Genomic DNA, 24,017 nt, shown 5'->3' on the forward strand with positions numbered 1-24,017 from the left:
ATATAAATCCTCTTATTGACAAAAACCAATTTTACCTGTAGGGTTTAATTATAAAAACTTGTTAGGTGAGGCTCCTAAAAGAACATAGGCTACTGCCCTCAAACGTCGAGAGACGCCACAGGGTATAACAGGCAACGTCGGCTTAAGGCGTGCTTAACGTAGCTATCTGGATCATATTTCCAGAATTACGTCTTTTAGTGCTAAAGCTCAGACGAGAAGTTCGTTCAGGTAAACACTGGTACCATTTTGATGGGATCTTATGAGACGGCTTCTTTTGGAGGCCGTCTTTTTTATGTACTTCCTGTTTTTCTAACGAATCCATCCAACAAGTTTATATCGAAAAAACGATGTAACAAAGGAGAATACGAGATGAGAACATTAAATGATACAAATAACCTAGAAACACAATTGAAGATTCTTAATTATCTTGAGCAAAAAAAGCTTGAAGAATTGAAGAACTATTTAGCAACGATCGAGAAAGTGGAATTGATCCAACTATTTGTTACGCTACCTTTAGATAAACAAGTGCTGGTCTTTCGATTATTATCAAAAGACAAAGCCCTCGAAATCTTTGAAACATTTGAACCGTCTATCCAACAAGATTTGCTTCGTTCGTTTACGGATGATGGAGTGATTGAATTTGTGAATGAGATGGCTCCAGATGATCGGGTAAGGTTGTTTTACGAACTACCAGCAAGTGTAACTAAAAAACTATTGGCAGAGCTTTCTGAAGAAGAGCGAGCAACAACGAATCGATTGATGGGCTATGAACATGAGACGGCTGGGCGGATCATGACGACTGAATTTATTTCAATTAAAAAAGAAATGACTGTTGAAGAAGCACTGCATAAAATCAGAAAATTAGCGAAAGAAATGGAAACAATCTATATTTTGTATGTGACAGATATGGCGAAAAAAATTGAAGGAGTACTATCATTAAAGGATCTAGTCATTGCAGAAAGTGATCAACGGATTGAAGAAATCATGATCAAGCACGTCGCTTATGTAACCACAGATACAGATCAGGAAGAAACTGCACGATTGTTACAAGAGTTAGATTTGATCGCTATTCCTGTCGTGGATAAAGAAACACGACTAGTAGGTATTGTGACAGTGGATGACGCCATCGATGTCTTAGAGCAAGAAACGACCGAGGATATGTTCAATGCTGCTGGTTTAGCAGACGTCGCCTCTGTAGAAGCTGATCGTAGTACAGTACTGATCAACGGCAGTCTTTGGCAAATCTGGAAAGTCAGGTTGCCTTTCTTAGCCATCACATTGGTCGCAGGGATGTTAGCTGGTCTAGTGATCGATGAGTTTGAACAAACGTTAGAATCAGTGGCCGCTGTTGCTATTTTTATTCCTTTGATCATGGATATGGGTGGGAATGTAGGGACGCAGTCATCGACGGTTTTTGTTCGCGGATTATCTTTAGGGCACATTGATCTCAACACGTTTATCAAGCACTTTTTGAAAGAAACAGGTATTGGTTTAAGTTTAGGGATTGTTGTAGGTATCGTATCTGGAATAGTCGCTTCTGTGTGGCAAGGAATACCATTGTTAGGTGTAGCTGTGGGAATCTCCTTGGTCTTTGCAATGACCTTAGCTGCCGCCCTTGGTTTTTTGATTCCTTTTATCTTATTGAAATTGAATATTGATCAAGCTGCTGGATCTGCACCGATCATTACCTCGATCAAAGATATTGCTGGGTTATTTATTTACTTTATTTCAGTTAACGTATTCTTAGGCTACCTATTGTAGGAATAATTAGTATATTATAGGCATACCTTTTTAGTAGAAACATCAAGGAATATTCTATGATCTACCAGAGTAGCTCTTCTTTTGATCCTCCATAAAAATTAGGGTTTTCCGTAAAGAAAAGCAGGGTTGCTTTTGTTTTTAGAGTGGCTTTGCTATACTTGAAATGGAATGGAAAAAGGAGGAGAAAAGTGAAACAGAATTTTGCAATCGTAGGACTTGGACGTTTTGGTGGCAGTATCTGTCGTACGTTAGTCGAAGCTGGTCAAGAAGTTTTAGCCATTGATAGCAGTGAAGATCGCGTGAATGAATATATGAATATCGCAACACATGCAGTGGTTGCGAATGCACAAGATGAAATGACTCTACGGTCTTTAGGAATCAGAAATTTTGATCATGTGATCGTAGCAATTGGAGAAGACATCCAAGCAAGTATTTTAGTGACTCTGATGGTCAAAGAAATGGGCGTTCCGAATATCTTAGCGAAAGCACAAAATGAGTATCATGCTCGTGTTCTTGAAAAGATCGGTGCAGATCGCGTAGTCCATCCTGAGAGAGATATGGGGATACGGATCGCACATAATCTTGTCTCTAAAAATATTTTGGATTATTTAGAGCTGTCAGACAAATTTTCGCTCGCTGAGATTCGGGTATCCAACCCTAAGTTCTTTAATAAAACGTTAGCAGAACTAAATTTCAGACAGCGATTTGATTTGACTGTAGTAGCCATCCGGCGTTTCGATCGTTCTGTCGTGGTGTCACCAGCCGCTGACGAGTATGTACGTGAAAATGATAATTTACTTGTTATCGGAGAAACAGAAGATGTAGATATACTTGATGATAAAATGAATCAATAAAAAGGGGCTCATCACATGCAATTAACAATAACGGACAAAGCAAAAGAATGGTTTCAAGAAGAGGTAGATTTACCTGAAAATTATGGTATCCGTTTTTTTGGGAAAGTATATGGCAAAACAGAAGTACATGAGGGATTTTCAATCGGTATGTCTGTGGAGTTACCAGAACGTCCGATGAAACAAGAAACGATCGATGGTCTATTATTCTTTATTGATGAAGCCGATGATTGGTTCTTCAAAGGCTATGATCTGGTTGTTGATTATGATCCACAATTAGAGGAACCAACGTATCATTTCCAAGAAACAGCAGATGTATAAGGTGAGAGATAGTCTTTTATCTTTAGGAAAATAAGCCTGACGAACGAAAAGTAAGTTTTACTTACTTTCGGATTGTTAGGTTTTTTTTTTAGACAGTCAAACGCTGATTCATTTTTACTAGGTTCATTATAGAAAAAAGTCGTTCAAGGTATGAAGTGCATCATACTTCATTCTTTTGAGGGTTTAAGCTAGACTAATAAGTAGAGAGGATGGGTGTGATGACAAAAAAAATAATTTATTCAGTACGTTCGTTTCGTGAAGAATTTATCGAAAAGATCAAAGAAATAGCACCAGAATATTCATTTCAAACGGAAGTAGCATCCGACGAACTTTCTGAAATAGCGATCAGTATCGGTTGGAACGGCGATTATCAAGAAGGTATATTCGCTTCTGATCGCTTAAAGTGGGTCCAATCGATTTCTGCCGGGGTAGATAATCTTCCATTAAACGAATTCGCCGAAAAAGATATCTTACTTTCCAATGCAAGTGGTATCCATGTAGAATCGATCAGTGAGCATGTGATGGGCATTATTTTAGGCTATTCACGTGGATTGTTTCAAGCCCAACGAGCGCAGTTCCATAAAGATTGGCTAGGATCAGAGATCCATTATCAAGCATTGGCAGATCAAAAATTACTAATTATTGGAACTGGACATATTGGAAAAAAATTGGCACAACATGCAGCTGTATTTGGTTTGGAATGTATCGGTATCAACACATCTGGACATCCAGTAGAGGGCTTCAAAGAGACTTATCCATTAGATAAATTAAAAGAAATCTTGCCGAAAGCAACGATTGTGGTGAATATCTTACCTTTGACAGATCAGACAAAAGGATTGTTTGACGCAAAAGTATTTGAAGCTTTTGATAAAGAAGCGCTATTCATCAATGTAGGACGTGGGCCTTCTGTAAAAACATCTGATTTAATAGCTGCGTTAGACGATGGACAACTTGCTTTTGCGGCTTTAGATGTGTTTGAAGAAGAACCATTAGCAAAAGATAGTCCATTATGGGAAAGAGAAGATGTATTGATCACGTCACACATTGCAGGTCAGACACCACATTTCCAAACAAAGTTTATGGATATTTTTCTAAAAAACTTAAAATCCTACGTAGAAAAAACAGAATTAGAAGTAAATGAAATCGATTTGAATGAAGGTTATTAAAGGTTATTAAATGAAAAAGAATCTCTAGAAGAGGTATGTAGTGACTACCTCTCCCAGAGATTCTTTTATTTTGGCAATTGGATTTTTGGCCAGCCTTTGACTGCTTGAGCAAAAATGAATATACCCGCAAATGCAATAAACGCTGTTGTGTCAAAAGTTGGTACAAAAATCATCAGAATCGTTGCAATAACAGTAGGTAATGAAATCGCATAGATCATTGTTTTTAGACAATCGAGAAAAGTTACTTTAGCCAAACGTAATCTTGCGTAAACATAAGCTGCAAAATTGGCCATAAGTAAAGTGATGATCAAATTTAAAAAGCTAGGATAAATGGAAATCAAAAATACTAAAGCTTTGATCCAAAAAGGGATCGTTGCTTCACTTAATGTACTACGTAAGTTTTCACCTGTTAGATTTTTTAAGGTATTATTCGTATACTCAATTTCAAATTGATTGTTGTTCAACAATGCCGAAGTCGTGCCAGTATTCGGTAAAGCTAGAACCAATTTATCCTTTAGCAGACCGACACTTAGGAAATTCCCTATCAAATCTGAAGAGATATCTTCAGGGGTACGTTTTCCTTCGGGATCAAAGGTAAAGATGATCGAATCCGTTTGATAAATAAAACCATCATTTGTTGGCGAATCGATTTGTCCGTCACGAATCTTAAAATCTGGAATTTCAGATGCGATTTTTTGACCATCGGATTTGATCGTGTCTAGCACTTGAAAAATTTGGTAAGAAATAGGTAATGCCATTAGTATACTTAAACATAAAAGATAGACTAATGATTTTCCAAATGATACGTTTTTAGCATTTTTAAGCTCGGTGAATCGAGCAAATGAGCTAATGATTAATTGTTTTGTTGTCATAATTACTCCTTCTGTAGAATTGTCATCACTAGCAATTCTAGCGGAGTATGCTATGAATTACAAGAGTTCTAAAACATTCTCTCACGATAGATAAGGTTATATTCTTATTGTTCATTGTTTTCTAGAGATGAAAATTGTTAGCAGATAGAGTATGATAGGAAAGAATGATAAATAAGGTAGGTAGAAAAATGAAGATTTATGTTCAATTTAAAAGCTATTTAGAAAGTAAAGGGTATTGGGAAGTTTTCATCTATCTATTTTTTGGTGGATTAGCAACGATTGTCAATTTTGTCAGTTATGCAATCGCGCAACAAATCTTCCAGTTATCGATGCCCATTTCGAATACGATTTCTTGGATTTGTTCTGTTCTGTTTGCATTTGTCACCAATAAGGTATGGGTCTTTCGATCAAAATCTCCTAGTTATACGCATTTGTTTATTGAGTTTGGAAAATTTGTTTTTTACCGAATCGTTTCTTATGGACTAGACATGGGCGCCATGTTCTTGATGATCAAAGGATTGGAAATGAATGATTATGTGGCTAAAATCATTACACAGGTTTTAGTCGTATTGGCAAATTATGTCTTTAGCAAATTATTTATTTTCAATAAGACAGAAATTATCGAAGAGCCAGTAGAAACCAGTAAAAAATTGGAAGACTAGGCATAACAATTGAAGAATTCCCCTCACTTTGTTACTCTTTTAGTGTAAAGAGACCCAACAACTATGAGGAGGAATTTTTTATGACTTACACATTACCAGATCTACCCTATGCATTTGATGCATTAGAACCATATATTGACGAAGAAACGATGCATTTGCATCATGACAAACATCACAATACTTATGTGACAAACTTAAATGCAGCGATCGAAAAATATCCTGAACTAGGTGAAAAAACAATAGAAGAATTGGTTTCAGACATGGATGCTATTCCATCTGACATTCAAACTGCTGTACGTAATAATGGTGGTGGACATGCGAACCATTCATTCTTCTGGAAAATCATGGCACCAAATGCTGGTGGCGAACCAACAGGAGCAATCAAAGACGCAATTAATGAAACATTCGGCGATTTTGCAACATTCAAAGAAGAATTCAAAAAAGCAGCAGCAGGACGTTTCGGTTCTGGCTGGGCTTGGTTAGTACTTGAAGATGGCAAACTTGCCATCACTTCTACTGCCAACCAAGATTCACCATTGATGGAAGGCAAGAAACCTGTTCTAGGTTTAGATGTATGGGAACATGCTTACTACTTGAAATACAAAAATGTACGTCCTGACTACATTGAAGCTTTCTGGAATGTTGTGAATTGGGATGAAGTGAACAAGCATTTCGCAGGATAAAATAGCTTTCTTCCATTTGCCATGCAATTTAGAAAATTAACGGGGCAATGCTTGCGAGCGTTTTCTAAATTCGGTATAATGTTTGTGCAAGGGTTACTTGCAAGAACTTTTTTGGAGGCTATATATTTATGGAACACGGTACAGTAAAATGGTTCAACAATGAAAAAGGATTTGGGTTTATTACAGTAGACGGTGGAGACGATGTATTCGTACATTTCTCAGCAATCCAAGGCGATGGCTTCAAAAGCTTAGAAGAAGGCCAAGAAGTAGAATTTTCTATCGTTGAAGGTGCGCGCGGTCCTCAAGCTGCTGAAGTATCTAAATTATAAGATCATGTTGACGAAAAAAGAAGATACGGCTTGCCGTATCTTCTTTTTGTTTTTTTATTTTCTTTTTCTGGAAAAAATGGTTTTACAAGAAAAATTAGTTATTTTTGCTTATCACCATACATCATTTCTTTGATTTTTTGGACTAAGTGCTTATTTTCTGAAGCAGAAAGGTCATTGCGGATGGTAATATAAGGAATTTCATCTTCATAACTGATTATTTTGGTGGGGGCTTCAGTTGTACGAATAATCAAGTCAGGATTTAGCAATAATTCATTTGTGAAAAGGACATTCAAATACAAACGTAATTGGTCTTGTAAAACTTTTACATATAATAATTCGATACTTAGTGGATAATCACTTTCTAATTTCACTTTGATCTCTTTATCAAAAAATGTGGGTGGGGCAATGACTAAAAATGCTTCGATCAACGTACTTAATTGAATCCATGGAAAATGTGTTTTTTGCATTTGTTGAGTCCAACCTACCATATTTTGATAGAAATAGGGATAATTTTTTTCGATAAAATCAGTAACTTCTCTTTTTTTGCCAGAAAAAGGACTAAAAAGATAATCATGGATACCGTTCGCATATAATGTTGCATCTAATAGCTTTTTCTTTGAAGTAATTTCATTGGTGTTTATCCCAACAGATTTCATGTAACGATAAAACTGATCGCGAAATTCATTAATCGGTGTCGCATTTTTTTTATGAATCTTTGATGCATGAACCATAATATTTTTATTTACGTAAATGTGAGGACGTGTTTGTATCCACAGTAAAATAAAGTTTGACTCAGAAGAAGGTAAACCATAAACAGAAATAATCGGTTGTAGGACGGTGGTCACCTCAGAAAGACCTTCTAGCATAGGATCTAAAAAGTGAGGAAGTTCAGGTTCAGGAACAGGATATCCTTGCTTGAATCGATTGATATTAACAGCTAATATGAAACACCATTCCATTGTTTTAATTTTGTTCTTTTTTAGTGCGATATTGGTAAAAACTTGTTTTACTGTCGTTAAGATCTTCTGGAAATCAAGCGTTAAAAATGGCCATTCCATCCCTTCATATACTTCCCATAGAAACAAATAAATCGTGTAGCGAATTTGGGTTTCTTTTCCACTGAAAAAAATAGTGCCTCCTCGTGTTTTTATTTTTAAATTGTAATAACTGAAGAAATGATTTACTTGAGCCAACTGCCGTCTGAGAAAGGATTCGCTGATTCCATAATGAGTGGCGAATTCGTAAAGCGTGAAATTTGAATGTAGACAGACGGCTTTCAGTATTTGGAAATTCAACGAATCTTCAAGTATTGCTAGTTTCAGTTGATGAAAGTCATAATTGTCACCAATAAAATGGTAACTAGATCCATCTTTTTTGAACAGATTATTTTGTGATAGAGAACATAGCCGTTCGCAATGATTGAATAAGGAACGTCTATCTATGTGGAGTAGGATTGAAAGTTTGTCCATTGTCAAAGGTTGATATGACTCGTAACAACTTTTTAAAATAGTCAGTTGTACGTGTATGTTTTTCTCTAATATATTATAGATATTCAATGAGAAACCTCCTTTATAAGTAGAGCAATAATTAGATGAATTATTATAAAATGTTATATTTTTATTCAGAATATAATAATTTTTAATATGTTGAATAGTATATTTGGTAAAAAAAAGAATTGCATATCAATTTTTTTTGGTTATTTTATGAGAGGCATAGTACAAGTTTTTTTTAAAAAAATAAATAAATAATAATACTTTACTTGGATAATATTATATGTTATTTGACATTTTAAATAAATTTTTTTGCATAAAATAACGATTACATATTCATTTCCGTGTATTGTCATCAGTTTTCAGATAGTTATTTCAAAATATATAAGAACTTAATGATAGATTTCTTATTTCGACGTTGCTACTATTCAAGATAACTTAAGTTGTAATGAGAAAAATTAAAAAGATATCTTTTTAAATTTTTGGTAAAGGAGTGTCATTCAGGGCAAAGCATATTTATTCGTGTTGATTCAATCTGTGGGGGAGAACAAAAATACATGAATCTGCTTTAGGGGGAAAGGGAATGAAAAAGGATTACAAAAAAAATATGGATCAAAAGGCACGTGCCAAACGGCGATCAAAAAAAACGATATTGATAGGTACGTCGATAGCAGCAGGGGTGATGTTAGGGGTTACTCCGATTTCAATTGCGACACCTTTATTTACCCTTGGCACGCATCAAGCTTATGCGGATGTGGTCAGTGGACAAATATTCAATACTTTGACTACAGCTAATACAAGTGGCACAACAGCTTCAGCTCCTTACCAACTTAGTGGGGCAACTAGAAATGTCGACTTTACGATTTCAGGAGAAAATGGAATCAATGTTAATTTGTTGAATGGGACGAGACGAGCAGTCTTAGTAATCCCAGAAGAAATGCAGGGACTTGTTTCTCCAGCAGGCCCTGGGACTTTTCAAACAGATATATTACTTCCACAAGATGAACTAGCTCCACTGCTGAATGCAGTAAATGGAGCGGTCATTCCTTTAATCACAGCGATTGATACCTTGTTGGGGGCAAATCCATTAGCAAGTGTGAATCTTGCTGAAGTTTACGAGCAGTTGAACTTATTACAAAATCTAAGTACGTTGACTTCTGCTGAAGTGCAAATTCCACTGCAAGTACAAGGGGACGAATATATCTATGGTGAACTGGATGGGGCACTTGAAACTGTTGTTAGAGAAGGATTAACAGAAATATTAACTGATTTGAACAATGCCGTTCAGGCGTTACAAGCAACTGGAAATGGGGTTTTAGGAAATGCGGCAGCTGGGATTGTTAATACTGCATTAGCAGCGACTGTAAAACCAGCATTTAACTTAGCATTTGCTACTGTAACAGGACTACTAGGTCCAACTTCTTCTTTGGTTGGTGTTGTAGCAGATGCGAGCGTATTAGGAGGAACAGAAATTACGATCCCGACAACGATCCAAGATCCTAATTATGCTGATTTAGCAAATGCAGGGATCGATTTATCAACTCCTTATGAAGCAGGCTTTGTTGGAACTGTTGTGAAAGCAGATGTGTTGAACCTTAATGTGGGTTCCACTACTGACGGCTATTCACCGATTTTTTACCAAGCAGCCGAAGTAACTGCGCCTTATAATGTTGAAGTTACAGGAAATTCAACAGATGGCTACGAAGTCACAGGGTTAGCCGATCCAAATGCTACAGTGCGGATTTATGATGATGCCAACAATTTGATTGCTGAAGGTCAAGCAGATGGGACAGGAGCATTTACAATACCGATTTCTCAAGATGATGTTGCGCCACTTGATGACATCCGACTAATTGCCTACGATCAAAACGACAACCCAAGTTTACCAACGGCGGCAATTATTCCGGATGATGAAGAGGCTGATGCCGACGCAGATGCTGACGCAGATGCTGATGCCGACGCAGATGCTGACGCGGATGCCGACGCAGATGCCGATGCTGATGCGGATGCCGATGCTGACGCAGATGCTGATGCTGACGCAGATGCTGATGCCGACGCAGATGCTGATGCCGATGCCGATGCTGATGCCGATGCTGATGCCGACGCGGATGCTGACGCTGACGCCGACGCGGATGCCGATGCTGACGCGGATGCCGATGCCGATGCTGATGCCGATGCGGATGCCGATGCTGATGCTGATGCTGACGCCGATGCCGATGCTGACGCCGATGCTGATGCGGATGCCGATGCTGATGCTGACGCAGATGCTGACGCAGATGCGGATGCTGACGCTGACGCCGATGCGGATGCGGATGCCGATGCTGATGCCGACGCCGATGCCGATGCTGACGCCGACGCTGACGCCGACGCGGATGCTGACGCCGATGCTGACGCCGACGCCGATGCTGACGCCGATGCTGATGCTGATGCCGACGCTGACGCTGACGCTGATGCCGACGCCGATGCTGACGCTGATGCGGATGCTGATGCCGACGCGGATGCCGATGCGGATGCTGACGCCGATGCGGATGCGGATGCCGACGCTGACGCTGATGCCGACGCCGATGCTGACGCTGATGCTGATGCTGATGCCGACGCAGATGCAGATGCTGATGCCGATGCCGACGCGGATGCTGACGCGGATGCTGACGCAGATGCTGATGCCGATGCTGATGCTGACGCTGACGCTGACGCCGATGCCGACGCTGACGCAGATGCCGACGCGGATGCTGACGCCGATGCTGACGCTGATGCCGACGCGGATGCCGATGCTGACGCTGATGCCGACGCTGATTCCGACGCAGATGCTGACGCAGATGCTGACGCAGATGCTGATGCCGATGCTGACGCTGATGCCGACGCTGATGCCGACGCGGATGCCGATGCTGACGCGGATGCCGACGCGGATGCCGACGCGGATGCTGACGGTCGTCTAGATGGGATTGGAAGCAACGGGGGTGGAGCAGGAAATAATTCAGATGGAGATCCAATTGGATTGTTCCTAAGTACCCGTGGAACAAGCAACCAATCTGGTTGGACTTCTGCTAGAAACGGAGTAAATCCTAGTGGTCACCACTCAGCGACACCAAAAATGTATCCTAAAACAGCTGAGCATTCATCTGTTGCCACTTCTTGGTTAGGTGCGATCACAGCACTACTTTCGGGAGTTGGTATCTGGAAATCTAAAAAAAATAAAGAAGATTAATGAACAGGAACTAGAAAATTAGCTATGACAATCGGAAAATTGTCTGCTTGTCATAGCTATTTCTGATAGAGGTGATATGATGCTAGTGCAGACGCGTAATAAACTCTCGATACTTAAAGATATCTTGGATACCACAGGAATGGAAACAGAGAGAAAAACAGCTATCATTACTACTGGTGAAAACAAAGAACGTGGAAAAACAATGGAGTTTTATGGGAAAAACATCTCTCAGCTTTGGAATAATATCGTAACTGCTTATCAAACGAATCAATGGGACAAAAACGCTTATTTAAGAGTGGATCTTGTAACCGAAGAAGAAAAAATCGACTTCGAATTTTTAAACCAAAAATTAAAAAAAATCAAGCGCAATAATTATATAGATTTTAATGTACGATTTGATGGGATAAGGAAACGATCTTTTTTAAAAGAAGAATTAGTAGGAAATGCCATTATCAAACCGGCTAAAACACATATTGTTGGAAAAAATCACCCCAATCTACAAATTGACCCACAGAATTTTCGAGGATATGTGAAACGAAAATATAATCGAGAAGAGGTGGATTTAAGTTACTTAGCGCGTTCAAACGTTTATCTTTTTAAGACAAAAGCTTATTATTTTGAAAACAATCAAGTAATCAAGCTTGAAGATTACGGAAATGGAAATCAGGTGAGAAGGATCACTGAAGAATCTTTGAATGAAGTGACTGACACCGTTATAAAAGAAGGAAGTAAGTATCTAAAAGGGCAGTTAACTGATAATGGACAGTTTATCTACGGCTATTATCCTTGTTATGATCAACTAATCAAGGGCTATAATTCAGTTAGACATTTTTCTTCATTATATGCGTTGATTGAAGCTGCTGAATATTTCTCAGACCATGAAATGTTGCTAGAGGCAGAAAAAGGCCTTGCTTGGGGTATCGAAAACTTAACAACGAATGAACAGGGATATTTTTTGGTCAAAGACTTTTTCAATAAAGAGATTGAATACAAATTAGGTGCCCAAGCAACTGCGATTTTAGCAATCGCAAAATATATCCAAGTATCCGAGGACGGTTTTTATAAAAAGTACTTGAAACAACTTGTTGATACGATTTCTCGGAAATTTCTCTCAATAGACAACCAAACAATCCATGTTCTGGATAAACAATTGGCGGTCAAAGAGCATTTTCGAATCATTTATTATGATGGGGAAGCCTTGTTTTCTTTGTTAAGAGCGTATGAGATTCTTAATGATCCTAAGATTTTTAGTACGTGTGAAATCTTGATGGAACATTTTGTCACGGAGGATTATCAAAAATATCACGACCATTGGTTGAGTTATGCGACAAACGAGATGCTAAAACATAAACAAAAAATTGAGTATTATCGTTTTGGAATCAAAAATGCCCTTGAAAATATCAACTTTATTGAGCAGAGAGACACTGCCTATCCGACAATGCTTGAATTACTTGTGGCAGCGTCCAAAATGATGGGGAAATTGGAACATAGTGAATTAAAAAATGAACTCTTCAATACGCAAAATGATTTCATTGAAGTAAAGGAAAGAATCGATACAGTGATGAAGAAGCGTGTTTCTCATGAAATCAAAACAGGAGTCATGTTTCCAGAATATGCGCTTTTCTTTAAAAAACCAGTTACGATCAGTTATGGTTTTTTTGCAAGGCATGATCGTTTTCGTATGCGGATCGATGATGCAGAACATTTTTTGTCTGGGTTGATCAATTATCAAAGTCATTATAAAAAGGAGTGAATAAGATGGTTGCATTTATTCGTTTTGCAGCATTGGCATTGATTGGGATTTCCTATTTAGGTTATCGTATAAAAAAGAAAAAACATCACCAAACAGAATCGCTAGAGACGGATCTGAGCCAATACGAGAAAAATGAAGAAGGACTTTACCCTTGGGAAGTTGATGCCGATGACTCGCCTAAGCGAATTGATCAAAAAGCAAGAAGATATGTCAATCAAGCAAGACCTAAGCGTGGAAAATGGTAAATAAAGTAGGTGGAAAGATGAATACGATCAAGCAATTACTGAGTGATATCGAAGGTTCATATTTTAAAGAGTATGCTAGTTTGGATCAGGAGATCAATCAACTTGAGTACTTTTCTGGACATCTTAAACGCACGAGAGATTATTCTACAACTGTATTTGTCTGTATAACAAATGAACGGCGTCAATATATCAATCAAATGCGTCCAGTCAAATGGGCGGATGGAAATGAACAAATCAAAGGCAAGGAAAATCAATTTGCTCTGATTGTCACAGAACATCCAATCGAAGACCCTCGTGTGACGACACCGCAATTCATTGTTCAAGATAGTTGGCGTTTCTTATTGGAATTTGCTAATAAAATGCGTCAATCATTCAAAAAACCGGTGATTGCGATTACTGGTTCTGCTGGAAAAACATCTACACGTATGATGATCACTCATGCATTCAAAGAAGAGAAGGTTCTAGAAAATCGTGGAAATCATAATGTGAGATTTGCGATTCCTCTTTATTTAAGTCAGTTAGTCGGGGACTTTGACGTATTGAACCTTGAAGTATCCCTCAATGCGTTGAATACGTATGACACGGGTTCAATGTCTAATCTAATACAACCCGATATAGCAATCGTGACTTCGATAGGTGAAGCACATCTTAGTTCCTTAAAAACAACTAAGAATGTCGCTTACTATAAATCAAAAATCTTTGATGGTTTAAAAAAGAATGGTACGGCAATCATCAACACCGACATGGGCGCTGAAGAGTTAGCTATACTCATTCAAGCAGCCGAAAAGAAAACAACTGAAATTTTTACTTATTCGCTATATGATACAAGTAGAGATGTATATGTCTTGTCCGTTGAACAGAAAAAAGAATTTTGTGAAGTAGGTATCCATTTTTTTGAACAAGAGTTCAAGATCCGTCTCAGTGTTCCATCTTCTGGGATGATTTCCAATGCTTTGGCAACGCTGATAGCCATTTGGAAAATCAAAGGAGATGTTTCAGCTTGTCTTACCACCTTCGAGACATTCAAACCGTTACCTAAAATTTTAGAAAAACATGTTTATCCAAATGAACCTTCTTTTACTTTTATTGATGATACACACAATGCGTCATTACCCTCTATGAAAAATGCAATCAATTACTTTAAAGGGGTACGCCCATTTTATAAAGGAAACTCAATATTGGTTTTAGGACAAATCGCTGATTTAGGAAATGCTGCTGAAGACGTTCATCAACAAGTAATGCAGGAATTAACTGATGTACCAGCAGATTATATTTATGGCTATGGGGAAAATTTCAGAAAATTATTCAATGAAAAAAATAAAAATGATCATAAATATGAATGGTTTGACACGTTACCTGAATTAACAAAAAATATCGAACAGCATTTGACGAATGATAGTATCATTTTGGCAAAGGGTTCAGTCACAGGTAGCGATTTTCATGAAATCGATCGGTATATTCGCCAGATTTCTTTAAAAGAAATGGTATGAGCTTCTGTATATGGAGAGCCACTGGGATGTTGTAACAACATTTACTTGAACAATCATGTACAACCAATAAAAAAAGACGGAGAGAACGGAGAAGTTGTTTCATTTCCTGATTTCTCCGCTTTTTTTTGCTGGAAATGCTTAATAGGAAGGCATAAACAAAGTTAAAAAAACTAGTTTTTTTAATTTATTGAACAAAAAATCATAAAAATCCAATAAAACGTATAAAAAGAATCGCTTTCTTTCTTTTCTGTTTATGCGCCCTATGGTATGATAATTAAGAATTTTACAAAAAATACATATAAATCACGAAGATAAACACTATTTTTTAAAGTTTTATTAGGATTAAGTAGTTGGATTGCTGAATGATTGGGTGTATGAGAGAATAATCAAGAATATGTATGATAGAGGTGTAGTATGAAGCGGTGGCAAAAAGTGATATTGACTTTATTGGGAATAATCGTACTTCTCATCGGCGGAGTTTCAGCTTACGGAATCAAGTTTATGGGTGAAGCGAGCCAAACAGTCAATCGGATTTCAAAACAATCTGATCGTGTATCAGCAAAACGTGACGATCGAGTAAGCATTGATGATCAAGAACCCTTTTCAGTATTATTATTAGGATTAGATACAGGAGGCCTTGGACGAACAGAACAAGGGAGATCCGATACGATGATGGTCGTGACCGTCAATCCACAACAAAAGAAATCAACGATCATTAGTTTGGACCGAGATATCTATACGAATATCGTCGGATATGGGACGGTCGATAAGTTGAACCATGCCTATGCATTTGGTGGTGTAGAGATGGCGATGGATTCAATCGAACAATTACTTGATATCCCTATTGACCACTATGTCACGATCAATTTGGATGGTATGAAAGACTTGATCGATGCAGTAGGTGGGATCGAGATCGACAATAAAATCGACTTTACTTTAGATGGCGTCCATGTTCCAGAAGGAAAACAAACAGTTGATGGTGAAAAAGGGTTGGCGTATGCAAGAATGCGTCATGAAGATCCTGAAGGTGACATTGGTCGACAAGCACGTCAACGAGAAGTTGTGACGAAAATCGTCAATAAAGTAGTCAGTCTTGATGGCGTAAGTAACTATCGAAAACTTTTAGATGCGGCAGGCAACAATGTGACTACTGATTTGGATTGGGATGACATGCTAGATATTGCAACAAATTATACCTCTGCTTTCCAAACGATCAAGCAAGACCAACTAAAAGGAAAAGACACGACGATCAATGATGTGTACTACCAAATACTAGGTCAAAATGACTTATTATCGATCCAAAACCAATTGAAAAAACAATTAGAGATCAAACCAAGTGATACGTTGCCTAACTTAAAAAATGATAATGCCTATATGATGTTTTATGATGACTCAGAAAATGGTGATGGAGATTCCACTGCTAATACCACGACCAGTGAGACATCTGAGTATTCACAAGATACGTACAATCAATATGGCACTGATGGGTATGGTCAGCAGTCGGTCTACTCAGAAGACACCTCTCAATACTACGACCCGAATCAGTATAACCAGCAACAATATTATGACCCATACGGCGGTCAGCAAAATGATCAAAGCACAGAAACTTGGACAGGCAATGGCTATTAACGAGTTTTGTTCATATGATTTATCCAATAAATAAAACAAGTAGATATCGAAAATGAAGGATATATCCTTTATTTTCGATATTTTTTGTTTTATTTTATTTTTTATTTAGTTATTTTTCGTTTGTTTTAAATGTTTTTCTTGTAACAAAAAAACATTTTGGAATCATTGGTGGATTTTTTTTGATTGCAGAAATGTCTTAAAAACATTTGTTTATTAGATGTTTTACGCTATTTCAATCAAAATCTAGTAATCTTTTATATTTTGATTTTTATACTCAAAATTAAAAAACACTAATTCTTATTTAAAAATGTTATATTTTTAGTTTTTATTTGTTATGATATCGTTGTGCAAGAAGGAAATACATAGCACGAAATAAAATTGTTGATGGGGGATATACATACTAATGAAAAGAAATGTTCGTCTAAAGAAATTATTGGCTGGCGCTGCATTATGCAGTCTGCTAGTAACACCGTTGTTTTTGAATGAACAACAAAGTGCAGCAACAGAACAAACAATCAAAACAACACCTGATTTTGGTGTAGGTCAAGGTATTGAATGGCCAGAACAAGTCGTTGCACCATTTGTCGATATGACGGCTTATACGTCAGGTACAGAGTTATCGAATAATGGCGCGTTGAATCTAGCGGCGATCGCAAAGGAAACAGGGCAAAAATTCTTTAATTTAGGATTTATGCAAGCAAAAGGAATCAAAGATGGTAAGATCGATTGGGCGTGGGGCGGATTTGCCGGATTGAGTGAGAACGACAGTGATCAATGGCAATATGAAGGCATTAAAAAAACAATCCGTGAATTAAGAGCGGTCGGTGGAGATGCTGCTGTTTCATTTGGTGGATTGAACACAGGTGCTTTCTGGGAAGTCAGCCATGATGAAGATATGCTTTATGATGCTTATATGGAAGTGGTTCAAGGATATGGCTTTACTCGTGTAGATTTTGACGTGGAAGCAGGGGCGATGGGCTATACAGAAAACTTACTCAATGCGAAAGCAGTCAAACGACTACAAGATACTACAGGAGTGCAAGTAACATTAACATTACCTGTTATGCCGACTGGTTTGATTTCGACTGGACTAGCCGTATTGCAAGCTTATTTAGAAGCGGGTGTCGATTTGACCAATGTCAATATTATGACGATGTGTTATGGTCCGAGTGTCACTGATTATGCACAAGGATCATTAGATGCGGTCGACAATACAATGGTCCAATTGAAGAATCATTATCGCCAATATGCTGGTATCACTTTGACTGATGAAGAAGCTTATGCAAAATTAGGTACAACTCCTTCGATTGGTTTTGAGAACGAACAACATCCATACTTCACGACAGAAATGTTCAATCAAGTTGTCGAACATGCAAGAGAACGTAAAATAGGAATGGTTTCTTATTGGTCGATGAACCGTGATGCAAAAACAGATGGTGGACAAGGGCAAATAAAGAACCAATTTGAATTCTTGAAAGTGAGTGAAGCATTTGCTGAAGGTAATGAGGGCGGCGGAAGCGAAACTCCGGAAGATAAAGAAAAACCATCTGTTCCGACAAATCTTTCTGTTGGGAACATCACAAAAAATAGTGCGCATATCAACTGGACGGCGGCGACTGATAATGACCGTGTGGCAAAATATAACTTGAGATTAGTAGGGAATGGACAAACGATCAATGTTACGACTACTTCTCTTTCATACGCGTTTACAAACTTAAAAGATGATACAGAATATACGGTAGAAATCAATGCAGAAGATCGTTCTGGAAATATTTCGGATACGGCAAAAGTTGCATTCACAACTTTAGCGAATGTAGTAGATCCAGGGGAGCCGGGCGAACCAGGAGAAGCTCCTGCATGGGAGGCGACAAAAGTTTACCTAAGTGGTGATGTTGTTTCTTATAAAGGTGCATTATACCGTGCCAAATATTGGACACAAAACAGTATTCCAAGTGAGTCAGGTTTGTATGGTCCTTGGGAATTGATTTCAGGAACGCCAGAAGGTGGCGATGAGATCGCCGCGTGGGAAGCGAATAAAGTTTATGTACAAGGAAATCGAGTGACGTATAATGGGATCGTTTATGAAGCGCAATATTGGACACAAAACAACAAGCCAAGCGAATCTGGATTGTACGGTCCTTGGAAACAGGTTGGATAAAATACCAATTAATAGTTAATAAAAAAACTACGTGAATTGCTCACGTAGCTTTTTTTATGCTAATAATAAGTCTGTTACACCCAATTTTATATAGTTGAGGTCGGTATTATCGAATAAAGTGAATAAAGAAATTTCCTCTAACTTTAAAAAAGTGTAAACAGGGAAAAGAAATCCGAATTTTTAGACATTATATTTGAATCTCCAAATCATCAGTTGTTTCTAAAGTAAAGGCTATAAAAATCGGACTATTTATATTTTTTGGTTATTATTCATTTTAATTATTTTTTAATCTAAAACAAATATTTATTGATAATTATTATTTATCTTTAAATGAAATTATATTAAAACCCTATTTAATAACTTTTTTCAGTTTTTCTAAATTAAAAAAACTCTAAATAGGTTAAAATAAGGTTATATAAAAATTATAAAATATTCATATTATAAATAAAGATATTACTTTTTTGTTATTTCGTTGCTATGATGGATGTGTGAGATAGCTATCACAAAAAAATAAAATCGCAAGGAGGAATTGCAGATGAAAAAAATTGTTTTATTAATTGGTATGTTCATTTTAGGAGGAGCTTTTTTTACGATAAATGTCAATGCGGAAGCGGATAATTCACATCCTGTAAGTACAAATGGGAATCGACTTCGCTATAATACGCCATATCGTTTAAGAGACAAGAATTTACCTCATCGAAATCCTGTGACATTTGAAGCGTGGGCGAGCTATGACTACGCAATATTCGGTCATTATACAAGGCCCGGTTATCGAGGTGGAACGCCGATTATTATTGAAAGCACAACTGGGAAAACGGGATTCATTGATTCAAATGATCCAATAGCTATTCGATCAACGAGTTCAAATTGGGGTGGTTGGGTCTATTGGGATGTGACGAATTCTTATTTAGCTAATTCAGTCTGGTTTACAAACAGACGTGTGCCAATCGGTCATTTAGTTGGGAATTCCCGAGATCGTTCAGTAGGAATCGGTGGTATGACGTTTAGTTCAAATTTAGGGTTTCCGTTGCCTACATATTTGGAGTTGGGTGGATCCGATGCAAATAAGCCTTGGATGACATTTAGAACAGTAACGCAAAATCAGCTTATAATGCCACCTATAAACGTTAGAAGGACACCGTTTTTATTAACTGATGCATAAGGAGTATAGGTCTCGCTGTGTTCTTGAAGTATCACTTGAATGGAAGCGTGTATTGAATAGTAAAAAGCGATGAATTGTTAAGTAATTACATAATAAGTTCGAACTGTTGATCAATAAAAAATAAATATGACAGAAGTGATTAGCTAAAATGGGCTCTTCGTCAAGTTGTGTTGATGGATCCAATCGAAAATGGTGTACAGACGTAATCAAATTGCACGATGGAGATGGGAAAAAGCCTATTTAAGTGCATTCGTCGATCTCTATGATCGTTCGATTATCTCTTGGGAATTAGGTCATTCAGACAATAATTTACTTGTCGGGAATACGATAAAAAAGCAACGTATAAGAACTCTGGTGTACGACCATTCCCTCATAGTGATCGCGGATTTCAATACATGTCTTATGACTATAAGAAACTTGAAAAAAATATATGTTCAACAAAAGTATTTCTCGAATGCGGTGTTGTCTGGATAATCAACCGATTCAAACTTTGTTGGGAAACATTTAAAGAGAGAAAGTTTCATCAAGAAAGCTATCAGAGCTTTGAAGAGGAAAAGAAATCTGTAAGTAAATATATGCGGTACTATAATAACTACCGCTATTCGGAATCTTTAAATGCGCTTTCTCGGAAGGGGTTTAGAAAACAAACTGCATGAAAATAGGAATCGAGACACTCGATTCCTATTTTCATGCAGTTTGTTTTTTTCACTGTCTACTTGACGGGAGCCAATTCAACATTTTGCTAGATAGGCTTTATTAATTCAAAATAAAAATCGCGTAATTCAAGATAGATGCAAAAAACACCCATAAATAGTAAGGGATCGTCAACCACATTGCTGTGCGATTGTGCAGCCATAAATGATAGACCAAAGCTGTTAAGAAAATCATTAATAAAGTGATATCGATTGCTGAAATCAAAGTATTTCCAAGGTTGAAGAATAAAGCTGACCATAAAAGGTTGAAGATGAATTGAATAGTAAAGAGCCATAGTAGTTTAGAGCGGTGTTTTTGATTTTGTGTATTTAGAATAAAGTACAAAGAAATGCCTATTAAAATATAGAGGACCGTCCACATAGGACCAAAAATCCAACTAGGTGGTGCAAAAGCTGGGAGTTGTAACGAGTAATAATATCTTCCTGGATTGCCGCTAAGAATGCCAGATAAAAATCCTAGAGCAACGATTCCGATAATGCAAACCCACAAACGATAATCTTTTAATCGATTGATAGTGTATACCATAAAAAAAACTCCTTTCTTTAGACAGTTTAACATAATTATTTATAACATCACCTATTTATGACTTGTAATTTTTTAAGTTATTTTAAAAAATGTTAATATAGCGTACATATTGACCAGAATAAATTAGTAACGGGGTGATTAAATCGTTGTTTAAAGCTATTTTAAGTTGATTTTAAAACGTTGTTGCAATACCGAACATTTTCGTTTTTACTTTTTTATTTAACTATAAAACGGAGATAAAACGATTAAATAACCTTAATTTTTTATTTGTTTTTGTTATATTATTTTGAGTTATCTGATATTATAAAATTTGTAATCGATTACGAACAAGGGAAATGAATTAGTTGAATGGGGAGAGTTTAAAAAAATGAAGAAAAAAAGTATAAAAAGATTATTAGCTGGAGCGGCTTTGTGTAGCTTATTGGTTGCACCGTTGTTTTTAAATGAAGAGCAAGGAGCGGCAACAGAGCAAACAGTTCGCGCAACACCTGATTTTGGTGTAGGTCAAGGGATCGAGTGGCCAGAACAAGTCGTAGCACCATTTGTAGATATCACGGCGTATACTTCAGATGAAGTGCTGTCAAATAAAGGTGCCTTGAATATGGCAGCAATTACTAGAGAAACAGGTCAACGTTTCTTTAATCTAGGGTTTATGCAAGCTAGAGGAATCAAAAATGGTAAACTTGATTGGGCTTGGGGAAGTTTCAATGGTTTAAGTGAAAGTGATAGTGACCAATGGCAATATGAAGGAATCAAGCAATCGATCCGTGAGTTAAGAGAAGTAGGCGGAGATGCAGCTGTGTCATTTGGCGGATTAAATTCTGGTGCCTTCTGGGAAGTAACACAAGATGAAGATATGCTTTATGATGCTTACATGGAAGTAATCCAAGGTTATGGTTTTACACGGATTGACTTTGACGTAGAAGCGGCTGCTATGGGGTACCACGAAAATTTAGCAAATGCGAAAGTAGTAAAACGATTACAAGATGCAACTGGGGTTGATGTGACGTTGACATTACCAGTTATGCCTACAGGATTGATCTCAACAGGATTATCTGTCTTGCAAGCTTATTTAGAAGCGGGTGTTGACTTAACTAACGTGAATATCATGACGATGTGTTATGGATCAAGTGTGACGGACTATGCGCAAGGTTCATTAGATGCGGTAGACAATACAATGGTCCAATTGAAAAATCACTACAAACAATACGCTGGTAAAACATTAACGGATGAGCAAGCTTATGCAAAATTAGGTACGACTCCTTCTGTGGGTTTTGAAAATGAACAACATCCTTACTTTACAACAGATATGTTCAACTTGGTTGTACAACATGCCAAAGAACGCAAAATCGGTATGGTATCATATTGGTCTATGAACCGTGATGCAAAAGTGGACGGCGGACAAGGGCAAGTGAAAAACCAATATGAATTCTTAACTGTCGGTCAAAGTTTTACAGATGGTTCTGAAATGCCTGAAGATACACAAAACCCATCAACACCGACAAATGTAGGTTCAGATTTCATTACGACACAGCGTGCGCGTATCAATTGGACAGCGTCAACGGATAATGACCGCATTGCTCGTTATAATCTTAAATTAACTGGTGCAGGCGAAACAGTATCAGCGACAACGATGGCTGTGTCTCATACCTTTGAAAACTTGAAGAGCAATACGACTTACACAGTTGAAGTGATTGCAGAAGACCGTTCTGGAAATGTTTCGGATGCAGCAACTTATACTTTTACTACGCTTGAAGAATCAGAATCTACTCTACCCGCTTGGGACCCTGCAACAGTTTACTTAGGTGGAGAGCGTGTTACATATGAAGGGCTGATCTATGAAGCGAACTACTGGACGCAAAATGATATTCCAAGTGAATCTGGTCCGTATGGTCCTTGGAAACTTGTAACTAAATAACCTGTATTTTTCATATTACTCCATAAATAAAATGATAAATTGTAAAAAATATTAATAACTTGTATTAAAAAATGATATTTAAGTTATTATTGATATAGATATGTAAAAGAAGAGAGCCTAAAATAAGCTCTCTTCTTTTTATTGAAAAAATAATATGCATAACGAAACATTAAGAAAATATTAAGTGTATAATAAAATCATTTAGGTGATTAACTATCTTTAGTGTCAATGAAACCCTATTAAATCAATCTTTAAATCTTTTTTTGAAATCATTTCAACTAAAATAAAGTTATAAAAGCATAACGTTTGTTTTTATTTTAGAAAACGTTTACAATGAACCTATCAAATATAGGAGGTTCAGTTATGAAAAAGTTTAGTGTTATGATGTTCGTAGGAATTGTTATGTTAGGTTTGTTTGGCTTTGGTACATCTGGTTATGCACATGGTTATGTAACATCTCCAGGGAGTCGTGCCTATTTCGGTACAGCAGCTGCAGGTAATTTGAATCAAAACGTTGGACGCGCACAATGGGAACCACAAAGTATTGAAGCGCCTAAAAATACATTTATCGATGGAAAAATCGCAAGTGCAGGTGTTAGCGGGTTTGAGCCATTAGATGAACAGACAGCAAATCGTTGGCATAAAAGTGTAATTAATGCTGGTCCTTTGAATATCACTTGGAACTTAACTGCACAACATCGTACAAGTACTTGGGATTACTATATTACAAAACCAGGTTGGAACCAAAATCAACCTTTGAAATTCAGCGATTTTGAATTGATCACAAAAATCGATGATAAAGCAACAGTTCCACCAAAAACAGTAAATCAAACAATTACTGTTCCTCAAGATAGAAAAGGCTACAACGTGATTTTAGCTGTTTGGAATATTTCAGATACAACAAATGCGTTCTATCAAGTAATTGATGTCAATGTTCAATAGACAAACCTTGAAGAGAAACCTTTTTAACTGATCATATAAAAGAACACCCATGAAGTGACTCTCATGTAGTGACCCCAAAAAGTTAGACTTTTATGGAGTGGAGAAATCCACTCCTTTTTTGTACGATAAAATTAACTGTTA

Annotated in this window: 20 protein-coding genes and 1 riboswitch; of the genes, 17 read left to right on the top strand and 3 right to left on the bottom strand. The window is 37.2% G+C overall.

Annotation, left to right across the window (positions count from 1 at the left end; genetic code table 11):
* Positions 1-50: 50 nt before the first annotated feature.
* Positions 51-226: riboswitch (M-box (ykoK) riboswitch) on the top strand.
* A gap of 143 nt (positions 227-369) precedes the next feature.
* From mgtE to I2F89_RS05260, 4 genes are all read left to right on the top strand, one after another.
* Positions 370-1,761 carry a magnesium transporter gene (gene mgtE / locus I2F89_RS05245; protein WP_071865971.1) on the top strand — a complete coding sequence of 464 codons (1,392 nt, stop codon included), beginning with the start codon at positions 370-372 and terminating at the stop codon, positions 1,759-1,761.
* A 188-nt stretch (positions 1,762-1,949) separates the two neighbouring features.
* Positions 1,950-2,615, top strand: a complete 666-nt coding sequence (locus I2F89_RS05250; protein ID WP_010735916.1) for a potassium channel family protein — start codon at positions 1,950-1,952, stop codon at positions 2,613-2,615.
* 15 nt (positions 2,616-2,630) lie between these two features.
* Positions 2,631-2,933: a HesB/YadR/YfhF family protein gene (locus I2F89_RS05255; RefSeq protein WP_074799774.1), complete on the top strand. Its 303-nt coding sequence runs from the start codon at positions 2,631-2,633 to the stop codon at positions 2,931-2,933.
* Between the two features lie 218 nt (positions 2,934-3,151).
* On the top strand, positions 3,152-4,099 hold the full coding sequence (locus I2F89_RS05260) for a phosphoglycerate dehydrogenase (RefSeq protein WP_071865972.1): 948 nt from the start codon (positions 3,152-3,154) through the stop codon (positions 4,097-4,099).
* 65 nt (positions 4,100-4,164) lie between these two features.
* Here I2F89_RS05260 and I2F89_RS05265 read toward each other — a convergent pair whose 3' ends face one another.
* Positions 4,165-4,971, bottom strand: coding sequence for a DUF1189 domain-containing protein (locus I2F89_RS05265; RefSeq protein WP_071865973.1), 807 nt, complete (start codon positions 4,969-4,971; stop codon positions 4,165-4,167).
* A gap of 188 nt (positions 4,972-5,159) precedes the next feature.
* Here I2F89_RS05265 and I2F89_RS05270 point away from each other — a divergent pair, with 188 nt between their 5' ends.
* The 3 genes from I2F89_RS05270 (at position 5,160) to I2F89_RS05280 (ending at position 6,645) form a co-directional block, all read left to right on the top strand.
* Positions 5,160-5,633 carry a GtrA family protein gene (locus I2F89_RS05270; RefSeq protein WP_074799771.1) on the top strand — a complete coding sequence of 158 codons (474 nt, stop codon included), beginning with the start codon at positions 5,160-5,162 and terminating at the stop codon, positions 5,631-5,633.
* An 80-nt stretch (positions 5,634-5,713) separates the two neighbouring features.
* Positions 5,714-6,316, top strand: coding sequence for a superoxide dismutase (locus tag I2F89_RS05275; RefSeq protein ID WP_074799770.1), 603 nt, complete (start codon positions 5,714-5,716; stop codon positions 6,314-6,316).
* 128 nt (positions 6,317-6,444) lie between these two features.
* Entirely contained in the window at positions 6,445-6,645 is a 201-nt protein-coding gene (locus I2F89_RS05280) for a cold-shock protein (protein ID WP_010735910.1), read from the top strand.
* Between the two features lie 98 nt (positions 6,646-6,743).
* Here I2F89_RS05280 and I2F89_RS05285 read toward each other — a convergent pair whose 3' ends face one another.
* The gene (locus I2F89_RS05285; RefSeq protein ID WP_161642135.1) at positions 6,744-8,201 is read right to left on the bottom strand and encodes a helix-turn-helix domain-containing protein; all 1,458 of its coding nucleotides are present in this window, start codon (positions 8,199-8,201) and stop codon (positions 6,744-6,746) included.
* A 517-nt stretch (positions 8,202-8,718) separates the two neighbouring features.
* On the opposite strand from I2F89_RS05285, the gene I2F89_RS05290 reads away from it, so the two are divergent.
* The 8 genes from I2F89_RS05290 (at position 8,719) to I2F89_RS15745 (ending at position 20,433) form a co-directional block, all read left to right on the top strand.
* Positions 8,719-11,340, top strand: coding sequence for an adhesive domain-containing protein (locus tag I2F89_RS05290; protein WP_195513677.1), 2,622 nt, complete (start codon positions 8,719-8,721; stop codon positions 11,338-11,340).
* 79 nt (positions 11,341-11,419) lie between these two features.
* A complete protein-coding gene (locus I2F89_RS05295) occupies positions 11,420-13,093 on the top strand; it encodes a hypothetical protein (protein WP_195513679.1) in 1,674 nt (557 codons plus the stop codon).
* Positions 13,094-13,098: 5 nt separating this feature from the next.
* On the top strand, positions 13,099-13,338 hold the full coding sequence (locus I2F89_RS05300) for a hypothetical protein (protein ID WP_010735905.1): 240 nt from the start codon (positions 13,099-13,101) through the stop codon (positions 13,336-13,338).
* A 17-nt stretch (positions 13,339-13,355) separates the two neighbouring features.
* Entirely contained in the window at positions 13,356-14,828 is a 1,473-nt protein-coding gene (locus tag I2F89_RS05305; protein ID WP_195513700.1) for a Mur ligase family protein, read from the top strand.
* 414 nt (positions 14,829-15,242) lie between these two features.
* On the top strand, positions 15,243-16,457 hold the full coding sequence (locus tag I2F89_RS05310) for an LCP family protein (protein ID WP_071865976.1): 1,215 nt from the start codon (positions 15,243-15,245) through the stop codon (positions 16,455-16,457).
* 403 nt (positions 16,458-16,860) lie between these two features.
* Positions 16,861-18,615 (top strand): carbohydrate-binding protein, encoded by a 1,755-nt coding sequence (locus tag I2F89_RS05315; RefSeq protein WP_195513687.1) that lies wholly within the window; start codon positions 16,861-16,863, stop codon positions 18,613-18,615.
* 535 nt (positions 18,616-19,150) lie between these two features.
* Positions 19,151-19,777, top strand: a complete 627-nt coding sequence (locus tag I2F89_RS05320; RefSeq protein WP_071865978.1) for a hypothetical protein — start codon at positions 19,151-19,153, stop codon at positions 19,775-19,777.
* Positions 19,778-20,172: 395 nt separating this feature from the next.
* On the top strand, positions 20,173-20,433 hold the full coding sequence (locus I2F89_RS15745; RefSeq protein ID WP_195513689.1) for an IS3 family transposase: 261 nt from the start codon (positions 20,173-20,175) through the stop codon (positions 20,431-20,433).
* A gap of 100 nt (positions 20,434-20,533) precedes the next feature.
* Here I2F89_RS15745 and I2F89_RS05330 read toward each other — a convergent pair whose 3' ends face one another.
* Entirely contained in the window at positions 20,534-21,016 is a 483-nt protein-coding gene (locus I2F89_RS05330; RefSeq protein ID WP_071865980.1) for a TspO/MBR family protein, read from the bottom strand.
* 367 nt (positions 21,017-21,383) lie between these two features.
* On the opposite strand from I2F89_RS05330, the gene I2F89_RS05335 reads away from it, so the two are divergent.
* Positions 21,384-22,934: a fibronectin type III domain-containing protein gene (locus I2F89_RS05335; protein WP_195513696.1), complete on the top strand. Its 1,551-nt coding sequence runs from the start codon at positions 21,384-21,386 to the stop codon at positions 22,932-22,934.
* A 333-nt stretch (positions 22,935-23,267) separates the two neighbouring features.
* Positions 23,268-23,876, top strand: a complete 609-nt coding sequence (locus I2F89_RS05340; protein WP_375148118.1) for a lytic polysaccharide monooxygenase — start codon at positions 23,268-23,270, stop codon at positions 23,874-23,876.
* Positions 23,877-24,017 lie beyond the last annotated feature (141 nt).

This window comes from Enterococcus sp. 1001283B150225_161107_E12 (genome assembly GCF_015556925.1).
In the GTDB taxonomy this organism is placed as follows: Bacteria; Bacillota; Bacilli; order Lactobacillales; family Enterococcaceae; genus Enterococcus_B; species Enterococcus_B mundtii.